10 protein-coding genes and 2 pseudogenes are annotated in these 12,857 nt (G+C 68.7%); 4 read left to right on the plus strand and 8 right to left on the minus strand.

What is annotated here, in order from left to right:
* The first annotated feature begins 94 nt into the window (after positions 1-94).
* Positions 95-568, plus strand: a pseudogene (locus AC1Q5B_RS06760) (REP-associated tyrosine transposase).
* 78 nt (positions 569-646) lie between these two features.
* On the opposite strand, the gene AC1Q5B_RS06765 reads toward AC1Q5B_RS06760, so the two are convergent.
* The 8 genes and pseudogenes from AC1Q5B_RS06765 to AC1Q5B_RS06800 form a co-directional block, all read right to left on the minus strand.
* Positions 647-2,587, minus strand: coding sequence for an acetyl-CoA hydrolase/transferase C-terminal domain-containing protein (locus AC1Q5B_RS06765; protein ID WP_492630975.1), 1,941 nt, complete (start codon positions 2,585-2,587; stop codon positions 647-649).
* A 139-nt stretch (positions 2,588-2,726) separates the two neighbouring features.
* Positions 2,727-3,149: pseudogene (locus tag AC1Q5B_RS06770) on the minus strand (flavin reductase family protein); the annotation flags it as partial.
* A 38-nt stretch (positions 3,150-3,187) separates the two neighbouring features.
* The gene (locus AC1Q5B_RS06775; protein ID WP_492630976.1) at positions 3,188-3,805 is read right to left on the minus strand and encodes a molybdenum ABC transporter ATP-binding protein; all 618 of its coding nucleotides are present in this window, start codon (positions 3,803-3,805) and stop codon (positions 3,188-3,190) included.
* Positions 3,805-4,506 carry a molybdate ABC transporter permease subunit gene (gene modB, locus AC1Q5B_RS06780; RefSeq protein WP_492630977.1) on the minus strand — a complete coding sequence of 234 codons (702 nt, stop codon included), beginning with the start codon at positions 4,504-4,506 and terminating at the stop codon, positions 3,805-3,807. Before modB ends, AC1Q5B_RS06775 begins: the two co-directional genes overlap by 1 nt.
* 6 nt (positions 4,507-4,512) lie before the next feature.
* On the minus strand, positions 4,513-5,298 hold the full coding sequence (modA, locus tag AC1Q5B_RS06785; protein WP_492630978.1) for a molybdate ABC transporter substrate-binding protein: 786 nt from the start codon (positions 5,296-5,298) through the stop codon (positions 4,513-4,515).
* A gap of 26 nt (positions 5,299-5,324) precedes the next feature.
* Entirely contained in the window at positions 5,325-5,819 is a 495-nt protein-coding gene (locus tag AC1Q5B_RS06790) for a hypothetical protein (RefSeq protein WP_492630979.1), read from the minus strand.
* 29 nt (positions 5,820-5,848) lie between these two features.
* The gene (locus tag AC1Q5B_RS06795; protein ID WP_492630980.1) at positions 5,849-6,664 is read right to left on the minus strand and encodes a S1/P1 nuclease; all 816 of its coding nucleotides are present in this window, start codon (positions 6,662-6,664) and stop codon (positions 5,849-5,851) included.
* Between the two features lie 63 nt (positions 6,665-6,727).
* The gene (locus AC1Q5B_RS06800; RefSeq protein WP_492630981.1) at positions 6,728-7,348 is read right to left on the minus strand and encodes an OmpW/AlkL family protein; all 621 of its coding nucleotides are present in this window, start codon (positions 7,346-7,348) and stop codon (positions 6,728-6,730) included.
* Positions 7,349-7,513: 165 nt separating this feature from the next.
* Here AC1Q5B_RS06800 and gap point away from each other — a divergent pair, with 165 nt between their 5' ends.
* The 3 genes from gap (at position 7,514) to AC1Q5B_RS06815 (ending at position 12,795) form a co-directional block, all read left to right on the plus strand.
* Positions 7,514-8,518, plus strand: coding sequence for a type I glyceraldehyde-3-phosphate dehydrogenase (gene gap, locus AC1Q5B_RS06805; protein WP_492630982.1), 1,005 nt, complete (start codon positions 7,514-7,516; stop codon positions 8,516-8,518).
* Between the two features lie 222 nt (positions 8,519-8,740).
* The gene (locus tag AC1Q5B_RS06810) at positions 8,741-11,440 is read left to right on the plus strand and encodes a DUF2339 domain-containing protein (RefSeq protein WP_492632055.1); all 2,700 of its coding nucleotides are present in this window, start codon (positions 8,741-8,743) and stop codon (positions 11,438-11,440) included.
* Complete coding sequence (locus AC1Q5B_RS06815; protein ID WP_492630983.1) at positions 11,437-12,795, plus strand: DUF3999 family protein; 1,359 nt, start codon at positions 11,437-11,439, stop codon at positions 12,793-12,795. The genes AC1Q5B_RS06810 and AC1Q5B_RS06815 overlap by 4 nt, the downstream gene beginning before the upstream one ends.
* Positions 12,796-12,857 lie beyond the last annotated feature (62 nt).

The following is a 12,857-nucleotide window of genomic DNA, read 5'->3' on the forward strand; positions in this document are numbered from 1 at the left end:
CCCGACGACGGACCTGCACCGGATCAGATTTCTCCCGCCATGCGGCGAGCAGAAAGCTGATACGAAACGAAGCCATGGCGCATGAATCTGCGCCATGGCTTTTTCATATCCAGGCCGTGGTCACCAAGCACTGCGACGAGGTCGCTGGTCCGAGCCCGGGCGCATCTATCTTGTGACAACCACGACCCACCGACGCGCGCCTCACTTCAGTCTTTGGGAGGCAGCCAGCAGAATGTCGGCGTCACTCGCCTGCATTGACGCATGGTCGCCATAGGCAGAGCTGCTTTGTTGGGTGCTGATGCCGGACCATTGGCATGGACTGCTCCGACTGACCGGTACAGCCTCGCTCTCCCATCTTGTAGGCGCGGCGAAGGGGCGGTCCGCGCACGCACTACGGGACGTTGTTGCTGGGCGCCCAATATGGGCGAATGGATTCCATGATCGTGCGTTGCGACAGGATGGCGATGTACTGCTCGCTGCTCGCTACGTCATCGCCAACCCCGTCCGCGCGGGGTTGGTCCGTCGAGTTCGCGACTATCCCTACTGGGATGCGGTCTGGCTTGAATGACGGATCGCAAGGCAGTCGGGGCTAAAGCCCCTCCTACAGGTGATGCTCTCTGCAGGAGGGGCTTTAGCCCCGACCACTTTATGCGGTCTCGCGCAATCCCAGCGCCAGCAGCTTCGCTTCAAGGCGTTCGCCCAGCGTTCCCGGTGTCGTCAGTTCCATGCGCGCCATCGCCTCGGCATCGTTCGTTCGCGCCCACAGCGCACGCAGCACAGTGCCGATCTTCTTCCACGGCGTGGTGGTACTCGCCTTCAGCCAGCCCAGCGCCTTGACGATGCGTTGCTCCACCCCGGTGAAATCGCTGCCCAGCGGATAGTCGGGCAGGGTGCCGTCGTGGCGGAATGCGCGCAGCCGTGCCGACAGGTGCACGGGCGTGTTGTCGATCCAGTGGGCGGGCGCGTGGAAACCCGCCCTCAGCTTGCCGGCCTGCTGGGCCTGTCCGATCAGTCCCTGCTGGAAGCGCGCGTCGGTAATGCCACCCATCGCGATGATGCAGTCCTCGTCGTTCTTGCCGCGCACGTCGGCGATGCCGTACTCGTTGACGTAGAGATCGCGCAGATGGCGAGGGATGGTCGTGTGGCCGTAGTTCCAGCGCACGTTCGATCCCGCTGCGCCGGCGTCCTCGCGCACCGCGCGGAACATCAGCACGCTGCGGGCACCATCCAGCGCATTCGACATGTCGACGAAGTTGTATTGCCCGCCGACGCCCGATACCACGTGCCCGTCTTCCAGCCCGTCGGATACGGCGGCGCCCAACGCGGTCGCCATCATGCAGGAGTTGAAGAAGCGGGCATCGGGCCGCTGCAGGCGGGCCAGCGATTCGCGTCCGCGCTCCAGTTCGTTGATCAGACTGATGCGGCGCATGCCGATCGCACGGCGTTGGTCGTCCGGCAACGTGCGCAGCCAGTCGTAGAAGGCGGGCGAGCCGAGGTAGAACGCGCCGTGCAGGTATTCGCCATCACGCTCCAGCCGCGCCTGGTCGCCGAGGTTGGCGGTACCGTCGGCGAGCCGCTGCATCAGGGCTTCGTCGTCCACCACCTTGCGGCGGATCACGCCCGTCTCGACCAGCCGCTTGAAGCCCTCGTTGACCATCTCGCTGCAGCCGTACAGGCCGAGGACGAACGGATCGAGACCGCCGCTCGCGAGTACGGCGGGATGGCGCTCCAGTTCCGGATCCAGTGCCGCCAGCACGCGGCGGTAGGTCGCGTTGTCGGTGTGGCGCAGCACCAGCGCATGGCACAGCGCATCGGCCAGCGCGCCGATGCCGATCTGCAGCGTGCCGCCATCGCGCACCAGCGCGCTGGCGTACAGGCCGATGGCGTAGTCGACGTCCGAGACCGGCTGGCGCGGGAGGCCGAACAGCGCCGGGTAGGGCCCGGGCGGCGTGATGATGAGATCGAAGTAGTCCTCGTCCACCGCCGCCGTACCGCCGATCCACGGCAGCTCGGGATCGACCTCGGCCACCAGCAGCGGGCGGGGCAGGCCGCGAGCGGTGATGACGTCCACGGTATCCTGGGTGAGGTCGTTGTTGCACGAGAACGACAGCCGCGTGCCGTCGGGTTCGCGCGCGACCTTCTGCACGATGACGTTGAGCGCCCGATCCGCGAGCGCGCGGGCCACGTGGGTGTAGTTGAGGCTGGCGTAGTGGCGCTGCGCCGTCGTCGAGCGCAGCAATGCGCCGCCCTGCATGTAGAACTCTTCGACTTCGATATGCGGCGGAAGTGCATCGCGCTTGATCGCCTGCACGTAGGCGAGCTGCGGGAAATCCTCGCCGAACTGGCGCGCGGCGAACGGTTTCACGAACCGGCCCTCCAGTCCCTTGCCGGCGCCCGGCGGATCCAGCGACAGTGCCGTGTACAGCGTCCAGGACCGCGACGCGTCGGCGGCGATGCGGGCATACAGCGCATTGAGCAACCGGTGCGGCTTGCCGATGCCCAGTGGCGCGCCCATGCGCAGCGGACCGTAGGTGTGGGACAGGATCAGGTCGACGGCGTCGTCGAGGTCGGTGAGGTGCTTGGCCATGCCGCCAGCGTACCCAGCCAGGCGTTAACCGGCCATGGGCTGGATCACTGCTCCAGCATGTCCGGCCGGAACAGCCGTCGCCGCGGTAGTGCATGGTGCGCGGGAGGCGTGGCGAGGTGGCGACGTGGGCGTGGACGATGCGCCAGACGAACAGCGGATAGTCCGCGGTGATGCGGGTCTCGTGCAGGCGGCATTCGAAGCGCGCGTGGCACTCGCCGATGCTGGGCGCACCGACTTTGCGCGATGGCAAGGCGGTCAGTCCGAAGCGCTCGAACTTGTCCTGTTCGGTACTGCTGCAGTTGCCGATCCGCACCACCGTGTCCAGCAGGTCCTCGGTCGGCAGGTTGATCACGCACTCGCGGCTCGCGCGGGCCAGTGCGTGGCTGCGGTTCGCCTGCCAGAGATACGTGCCGACCAGGTCGTAACCCAGCATCATGTGCCAGCCCAGCGTCATGATGGCGCGCTCGTCCTGGTGCGCCGTGCTGAGCAGCACGACAGGGCCGGGCTCCAGGTAGCGTCGCGTCTGGTCGACGGGCAGATTTTTCCAACGCTTGCTGCTCATGCGCGGCCTCCGGTGTCCGGCAGCAGCCTACGCGCAGATCAGTCGAGGGAATGTATGGAGTCGGCCACGCGCCGCACTTCATCGGGATGGTGACTGACGTACACGATGGGCAGGCGGATCTCGTCCCGCACGCGCTGCAGATAGGGAATGAGTTCCTCGCGGCGGGCCTGATCCAGCGCCGACAGCGGTTCGTCGAACAGCAGCAGCGAGGGCTGCGACAGCAGGGCGCGGCCGATCGCGACGCGCTGCGCCTCGCCACCGGACAGGTTGCGCGTGCGCCGCGCCAACAGCGGCGCGATGCCGAGCAGATCGACCACGGCATCGAAGCCGAACCGTGGAGTGCCGCGTCCGCCATGCCGCCCGTAAAGCAGGTTGCGCCGGACGTCGAGGTGCGGGAACAGGCGCGCGTCCTGGAACACGTAGCCCACGCGCCGGCGATGCACCGGCTCGTCGATGCGCCGCGCACTGTCGAAGAGGCAGTGCCCTTCCACATCGATGCGTCCGGAGACCGGTGTCACCAGCCCGGCGATGGCGTTGAGCACCGACGTCTTTCCCGCGCCCGACGGACCCACCAGTGCGATCACCCGCGCATCGTCCTGGATACGCACGTGGCGGTGGAAGTGGCCGCGCTGGAGTTCGATATCGAGCTGCAGCATCAGCTGTCCTCCCCCTGGCGCATGTAGTGGCGCCTGACCAGCCACTCGGAGAACAGCAGCGCTGCCAGCGAAATCACGACCGCGACCGCGGCGAGACGCCAGATGCCGGCTTCGCCGCCCGGCACCTGCATCAGGCCGTAAATGGCGGACGACAGCGTCTGCGTTTCGCCGGGGATGTTCGAGACGAAGGTGATGGTGGCGCCGAACTCGCCCAGCGCCTTCGCGAAGGCCAGCACGCTGCCGGCGACGAGGCCGGGCCAGGCCAGCGGCAGGGTGATGGTGAAGAACACGCGCCACGGCCCGGCACCGAGCGTGGACGCCGCCTGTTCCAGGCGGCGATCGGTCGCTTCCAGCGACAGGCGGATCGAGCGCACCATCAGTGGAAAGCCCATGACCGCGCAGGCCAGTGCCGCACCGGTCCAGCGGAACGCGAACACGATGCCGAAGTGCTCCTGCAGGAACGCGCCGATCGTGCCCTGCGTGCCCAGCGTCACGAGCAGCGCGTAGCCCATGACCACCGGCGGCAGCACCAGCGGCAGGTGCACGACGGCATCCAGCAGCGCCTTGCCCGGGAAGCGCGTGCGCGCGAGCAGCCAGCCCACCAGTATCCCGAATGGCAGGCTGGCGAGCGCCGCCACCACCGCCACCTTCAGGCTCAGGCGGATGGCGGTGAGCTCTTCCGGTGAGAAGGCGTCGAGCATGCGTCGTCAGTCTTTCACGGCGAAGCCGCGACGCTGGAAGATCGCATCGGCGGCCGGCGAGGCCAGCCACTGCACGAACGCCGTGGCCTGGGCGGAACGCGTGCCGCGCAGTGCCGCCACCGGATAGACGATCGGCGGATGCGAGTCTTCGGGAAACGTGGCGACCACGCGCACGGCCGGCTCGGCCTTCGCATCGGAGGCGTACACGATGCCCAGCGGTGTCTCGCCGCGCGCCACCAGCATCAGCGCCGCGCGGACGCTTTCGGATTCGGCCAGGCGCGCCTTCACGCCGTTCCACAACGACAGCGATTCCAGCGACGCCTTCGCGTACTTGCCGGCCGGCACGGTCTGCGTCTGGCCCACCGCCAGGCGGCCATCGCCGAGCGCGGCGAGGAAGGTCGCCGGCCGCTTCAGGTCCACCCGCGCCTTGCTCGCCTTCGGTGCGACCAGCACCAGCTGGTTGCCCAGCAGGTTGCGGCGCGTGGCGGTCTCCAGCTTGTTGCGCTCCTGCAGGTAGTCCATCCATTCCAGGTCGGCGGAGAAGAACACGTCGGCCGGCGCGCCCTGTTCGATCTGCCGTGCGAGCGCCGAACTTGCGGCATACGACACGCGCACGGGGGTACCGGTCTGCTTCTGGTAGGCGGCGGCGGCCTCGTCCAGCGATTCCTTCAGGCTGGCGGCGGCGAAGACGGTGAGGCCCGCAGCGTCCTGCGCACGCACGGCGGCGGGGGCGAATGCGGTGGCGAGCAGGAAGGTGGCGGCGACAGTGCGGAGCAACGCGGACAGGTTCATGCGAACGACTCCTGTGGGGAAGGGGACTACTCGATGATCAGCGTCTGGAGCTGGCGCGCGCTGCGGGCGGGGCGCGAATCCCCGGGAACCAGCAATCGCGCCGGCGCGGCGTCGGCCGGCAGGGGCTTGCCGTCGCACCGGTCGGTCACGTAGACGCGCTGCTTGCCCAGCGTGGGGTCCAGTTCACCCAGCGAGAACACGACCGTGTAGCCATCGCGCGCGCGGACTTGCACATGTCGTGCGAGGTGGGCGCCACGCAGGGGCTCGGCGGGCATGGCGCCCGCGCGTCGCAGCAGGTCGACGAGATCCACGCCACTGCACGCCAGCGGCGTGCCATGCACGTCCATGCTGACGTCGTGGCGCGGGAGATCACGCAGCAGGTCCGCGCTCCACGGCACTTCGATGCGGTCCGGTGGCGGCGCGGAAGGCGCATGCGTGCCATGCGATTGTGCGCCAGCGGACAGTGCCGGTGCGGCAAGGCAAAGTGCGATCAGGAGCGGGCGACGGGGCCGAATCTGCATGTGCGGTCTCGCGGTGTCCAGGGGAAGGGTCAGCGCGGGTCCAGCGCCTTGTTCAACACCGCTGCCAGCGCCGCGCCGCCGGCGCGCAGCTGGCGCTCGGCGATGGGCAGGTGCTTGTCCACGTAGCTTTGTTCGAGCTTCGCGCGGCGCGGATAGAAATCCGGCTGGGTCACCACGCGGCACGACTGTTCGGCCCAGGCCGCTGCCGGCGGCGGCAGCGTCATCGCCGGGAGGGCGGGGCGCGGCAACGTGCGCAGATGGTCCAGGAACGCCTGCTCGCTGCGGCCGGTGGACACCAGCATGTGGCTGTCCCACAACGTATGCATATTGGTGCCGCGCCCGTTCCAGTTCACCTGCGCGTCGTTGCCGCCCTTGTCGTGACCGTACCCCGCATGCAGCGGCTGATGCGCATCGCCGACGAAATGCACGACGAACTTCAGCGCCTGCAGGCGCTCGGCGCGCGGGCGTCGCGCATCGGCAAGGATCGCCGTCTGCGTTCTGATCGCTTCCACGACGCAGTTGCCGCCGGGGCAGTCGCGACGCTGCCGATAGGCGCAATCGTGTTCGCCGATGTTGACGAAGTGCCAGTTCGCGGTCTGGCGACCGAGCACGGCATCGTGCTTGCGCAGGTCGTCGGCCCAGCCGGCGATCCCGGCCAGCGTGGGGTCGGGCTCGCCCTGCAGCAGCGCGTCGATCTGGCGGCGCGTATCGGGCGTCAGGTCGTCCCACGCCAGCAGCGCGACGAGACGATGGCCGAGCAGGCCCCACGCCTGCGCAGGCACGGGCAGCAGCGCAAGCGCGAGGGAAACGACGAAAGCGAGTGCGACGAAGAAGGGACGGACCATGCCGGTACTTTAACCGACACGGGCCGTCCCCGATTTGCCGCAGCCGACGGATCGTCCGCCTGCTCAGAACTTCAGGACATAAGCCACGCCGTACACCAGCGGATCGATGTTGGCGGTGCCGAGTTTCGCGCCATCGACCTTTACCTTGGTGTCGATGTCGGCCCAGCGCACGTCCACGCGCACGGCGCTGCGTTCGCTGACCTTGAAATCCAGGCCGGCATGGGCGGCCAGGCCCCACGAATCGTCGAGCTTCAGCTTCGCGCCTTCGAGCGCGCCGGTCGTGTCCTCGCTGAAGAACGTCGTGTAGTTCAGGCCCACGCCGAGCAAAGGCGAGACCCTGCCCTTGCTGTTGAAGTGGTATTGCAGCGAGACGGTCGGTGGCAGGTGCTTGGTCTCGCCGACCTTGCCGACGCCCTTCACCGAGATGTCGTGCTTGAACGGCAGCGCGGCCAGCACTTCCAGGCCCAGGTTGTCGCGCAGGAAGTATTCGAAGGTCACGGTCGGCTTGACGTCGCTGTCGATCTCCAGCGGCAGCGTGCCGGCGGCGAGGGTGCCGTTGTCGGACTTCGGGTTGACCTGGTGCACGCCCGCGCCCAGCGTCCAGTCACCCTTGGACTGGGCGAAGGCGGGAACGGCGGCGCCCAGGGCGAGGGCGATGGCAATCGGGATCAGGGTCTTCTTCATGGTGGCGACGCTCGTGGGAATGTGGCGCCAGTCTCTGCCCGCGTTTCCTGCATCGCCTTGATCCTGATCAATGCCCGCCAGGGCTCGCGGCGGGGGCGGCCTGTTAGAATGACCGCCCCCGTCAACCCCGCCGCGCCGCGCGCGTGGCCGCAGGAGTCCTGAGCAATGTCGATCAAGGTGGGTATCAACGGCTTCGGCCGCATCGGACGCAACGTGCTGCGTTCCGCCGTGCAGAACTTCGGCAACGACATCGAGATCGTCGCCATCAACGATCTGCTGGAGCCGGACTACCTGGCGTACATGCTGCAGTACGACTCCGTGCACGGTCGTTTCGACGGCGACGTGAAGGTCGAGGGCGGCGCGCTGTTCGTCAACGGCAAGAAGATCCGCCTGACCCAGGAACGCGATCCGTCCAACCTGAAGTGGGACGAGGTGGGCGCCGACGTCGTCATCGAATCCACCGGCCTGTTCCTCGACAAGGCCACCGCGCAGAAGCACCTCGATGCGGGCGCGAAGAAGGTCATCCTGTCGGCGCCGTCGAAGGACGACACGCCGATGTTCGTTTACGGCGTGAACCACGACACCTACAACGGCGAGGCGATCATCTCCAACGCGTCGTGCACGACCAACTGCCTGGCGCCGATCGCCAAGGTGCTGCACGACAAGTGGGGCATCAAGCGCGGCTTGATGACCACCGTGCACGCCGCGACCGCCACGCAGAAGACCGTCGACGGTCCGAGCAACAAGGACTGGCGCGGCGGCCGCGGCATCCTCGAGAACATCATTCCGTCGTCCACCGGTGCGGCCAAGGCCGTGGGCGTCGTGATCCCTTCGCTCAACAAGAAGCTCACCGGCATGTCGTTCCGCGTGCCCACCAGCGACGTGTCCGTGGTCGACCTGACCGCCGAGCTCGAGAACCCGGCCACGTACGACGAGATCAAGGCCGAGATGAAGGCGCAGAGCCAGGGCGCGCTGAAGGGCATCCTCGGCTACACCGAGGACAAGGTGGTCGCCACCGACTTCCGCGGCGACACCCGCACCTCGATCTTCGACGCCGAGGCCGGCATCGCGCTGGACCCGACCTTCGTCAAGATCGTCAGCTGGTACGACAACGAGTGGGGCTATTCCAACAAGTGCCTGGAAATGGTCCGCGTCGTCGCCGGCAAGTAAGCCGCTCGTTTCCGCAGTACCGCACGGGCGCCCTAGGGGCGCCCGTGTCGTTTCCGGGTATCGTCATGTGATACGAGGCGGGCGGGATCACGCCACCGGCGGATCGGATTCTTGCAAATCCCGCCGGCTTGCCCGAGTCTGCCGCGAGGCTGAATGGACGGCCGGGGAACGGGCTGCCGTTCCTGCACCGAACACGCAAAGGCGGGGTGGGCGATGGATGATCTGGCGGGGATACTGGTATTGCTGGGACTGGCCGTGCTGGCGGTGCCGGTCTTGCTGATCGTGGCGCTGGTTGCGATCAGCGGGCTGAAGCGACGCGTGGGGGTGCTCGAGCAGGAGGTCGAAGGGTTGCGCATGTCGCCGGCGTCCCCCGCGACGCGTGCCGACATGGCGACGCCCGCGCCCATGCCGGTCTCTCCCACGCCCGCTGTGGCCGTGCCCGAGCGACCGACGCCGCCGCCCGTGCAGCCAGCCGCGCCGCCGCCGATTCCGCCGCAGCGTCCCGTGACGGCGGAATCGCCACCGGTGGAACGTGTGGAGCCCGCGCCGTACCCGCCGCGCGACGAGACGCCCTCTCGCCCGACGAAGCCGGATGTGGTGACCGTCGCGTTCCGCGCGGTGCGGCGCTGGTTCACCGAAGGCAACGTGCCGGTGAAGATCGGCGTGATGGTGCTGTTCGCCGGCGTGGCCTCACTGCTGAAATACGGCGCCGACCAGGGCTGGTTCTCGCTGCCGCCCGAACTGCGGCTGGCCGGCATCGCGGCCGCCGCGCTGGGCGCGCTGGTGCTCGCGTGGCGCAAGCGCGACAGCCACCGCGCGTTCGCGCTCAGCCTGCAGGGCGGCGCCATCGGCGTCCTGCTGCTGGTGGTGTTCGCGGCGTTCAAGATCTTTGGTGTGATGCCGGCCGGCGCGGCGTTCGCGCTGAGCATCGTGCTGGTGGCGGGCGCCGGCATGCTGGCCGTGCTGCAGGATGCGAAGGCGCTGGCCGTGTTCGCGCTGCTCGCGGGTTTCCTGGCACCGATCTGGCTGTCGACCGGCAGCGGCAACCATGTCGCGCTGTTCTCGTACTACGCCGTGTTGAACGCCGCCATCGTCGGCATCGCGTGGCACAAGTCGTGGCGCCTGCTGAACCTGCTGGGTTTCTTCTTCACCTTCGGCATCGGCACGGCGTGGGGCCTGTTCGACTACGCGCCGCAGAAGTACGCCAGCACCCAACCGTTCCTCGCCCTGTTCTTCGTCTTCTACCTGCTGATCCCGCTGCTGTTCGCACGTCGCCAGCCGGCGGGCCGGCGCGACTTCATCGATGGTTGCCTGGTGTTCGGCATGCCGCTGGTGGCGTTCTCGCTGCAGGCCGGGCTGATGCAGGGCGGCAGCTTCGAAGACAGCCGCCTGCCGCTGGCGTTCTGCGCGCTTGGCCTGGGCGTGCTGTACGCGGCGCTGTCCTGGGCATTGCGTCGCCGTGCGGGCTACGGCGTGCTGGCGCAGTCGTACGCGCTGCTGGCGGTCGGCTTCGCCACCTTGTCCGTGCCGCTTGCGCTGTCGGCGCAGGCCACGGCGTGCGTGTTTGCGCTGGAAGGTGCGGCCCTGGCCTGGTTGGGCCTGCGGCAGTCGCGCCTGCTGCCGCAGCTGACCGGTGCGGGCCTGCAGCTCGCGGCGGCGGCCGCGTTCTCCATCGCGCAGGCGGATGCCACGTCGTGGCAGGTGGTGGAGACGACGGTGCCGATGTTCGCCAACGCGGGCTTCATGAGTGCGCTGCTGATCGCCATCGCCGGCTTCGCCAGCGCGTGGGCCTATCGCGCACGCATCAATGGTGTCGCGCTGGTGTATTACCTGTGGGCGCTCGCCTGGTGGCTGGGCAACGGCACGGTCGAGATCTTCGAGTACCTCGCGCGTCGCGACGAGCCCGACGCCCTGCTGGTGTTCGTCGCGCTGACCGGCTGGCTGGCCGCGGAAGTGCATCGCTGGCGTCCCGCCGGCGCGCTGGCATGGACCACGCTGGCCGCGCTGGCGTCCGCCGCGCCATTCGCGCTGTGGCAGTCCGACGTGCATCAGCAGCCGTTTGCCGGATACGGCGTCTGGGCGTGGTTGGCGTATGCCGCGATGGGCGTGCGCAGCCTGATGTGCCTGCGCGACAGTGATCATCGCCTCGCCGGTGCCGCGCAGTTCGTGTGGTGGCTGGTGTGGCCGCTGGTGGCCAGTCTGCTGCTGGCCTGGCTGCCCGGCTACGTGCAGGGCATGGGCGGCGGCTGGCAGGCGGGCCTGATCGCGCTGCCGTGGCTGGTGGTGGTGGCGTTGGCGCTGTTCCGTTGGGAGTGGCTGGCCGCGCCGCTGGGCGAACGTTTCGTCGCATGGCGCACGCCGTTGTTCTTCGTCCTGTTCGCCGCGCTCGGCCTGTGGTGGCTGGTCTCGCTGTTCATGTCCGGCGGTGCGCGTCCGCTGCCGTGGATTCCCGTGCTGAATCCGATGGAGCTGGCGCAGCTCGCCACGCTGGTGCTGCTGCTGCGCTGGTGGATGCCGGAAACCCGCGTGTTGCCGCCGTCGCGCATCGTGTTGCTGTCGTCGCTCGCTTTCGTGTGGATCACCTCGGTGGTGCTGCACGCCGTCCACCACTGGGGTGGCCTGCCGTGGAGCGAGCGCCTGGTCTCCGCCAGCCTGGCGCAGACCAGCCTGACGGTCACGTGGAGCGTGCTGGGCGTGCTGGGATGGGTGATCGGGTCGCGGCGCGGCCAGCGCATGCTGTGGCTGGGCGGTGCCGTGCTGATGGGCGTGGTGCTGGCGAAACTGATGCTGGTCGACCGTCACCACCTCGGCAACCTGCTGGGCATCGGTTCGTTCATCGCGTACGGCCTGCTGTGCACGGTAGTGGGGTACCTGGCGCCGGCACCGCCGCGTCGTATCGACAACGAGGAAGCGACCGCATGAAGAAGTTCCTGATGGCCCTGGCGCTGCTGCCCGTGATCGCCGCCGCCCAGGCGCCTGCGCCCGCGCCGTACGTCAAGCGATGGCCGCTGGTGCTGTCGGCGGAACACGCCGGCGCGTACCGCGTCGTGCTGGATCGCGAGGTCTACACCACCACCGCCTGGCCCGACCTGCGCGATGTCGACGTGCTGGATGCGCACGGCAAGCCGGTCGCCGCCGCGCTGTTCGGTCCGGAGCAGCCGACGGCGCTGCCCGCGCGACGCGTCGTGGTGCCTTGGTTTCCGCTGCCTGCATCGCCGAAGGATGTCGCCGGTCCGTCGCGCGTGTCGGCTCAGTTCGGCGAGAACGGCCGCATCGTCCGCATTGAAGCCGACGGCGGTGCTGCCGGTGCGTCCGCGCCGGCGCGCGCGTTCCTCGTCGACCTCAGTGGCATCCGCGACAACCCCGAAGCGCTCGAATTCACCTGGGAGACCGGTACGCCACGCGAGGCCCACTATCGCGTCGAAGGCAGTCAGGACCTGCAGGCCTGGGAGGTGGTGCAGGACCGCGTGACGCTGGTGGAACTGCAGCGCGGCTCGCAGCGCTTGTTGCGCGACGAAGCCCCGATCCACGGCGGACTGCGTTACATCCGCTTCACGCCGCTCGACGCATCGCCCGCACTGCCGATCCGTGAAGTACGTGTCCGCCTCGACGAAGTGCACCGGCAACAGGCCATCCTGTGGTCGGCGCTGAGGGGCCGCCCGGTGTCCGAGCAGGGCGTGGACGGTTTCGCGTACGAAAGCGATGGACGCTACCCGGTGGCGCTCGCCGACCTGGCGGTGGACGATTACGCCGTGGGCGAGTGGACGCTGGAAAGCCGCGATGCGCTGGACGCGCCGTGGCGCCTGCGCGCCGGCCCCTGGGTGGCATACCGCGTCGCCGGTCAGCAGCCCAGTACGTCGCCCGCGCAGCCGCTGTCGAGCGGACCGGCGCGCGACCGCTACTGGCGACTGCGCAGTCGCGGCGCGCTGCCCGAGCAGTCGCCGACGCTGCGGCTCGGTTACCGGCCGGAAGTGGTCGTGTTCCTCGCACAGGGTACGCCGCCGTACGCGCTGGTCGCCGGCAGTGCGAGCGCGCGCCGCGCCATCGTGCCCATGCCCGAACTTGTCGATGCATTGCGTCGCGACCGCGGCGAGGATTGGCAGCCCGCACCCGCCTACCTGTCCACGTCCGTGGCGCTCGCCGGCGATGCCGCGCTGGTCGCGCCGCCCACGCCGCGCGACTGGAAGACATGGCTGTTGTGGGGCCTGCTGGTGCTGGGGGCCGCACTGGTGGCCGCCTTCGCCTTCAGCCTGCTGCGCAGCCGTCCGCCTGCGTAGTCCACCCCACGTTTGCGGCATGCGGGGGCAGGCGGGACAATAGCGGTCTTTCCCGCTGCCCA

Source organism: Pseudoxanthomonas sp. GW835-FHT14C01 (assembly GCF_058793715.1).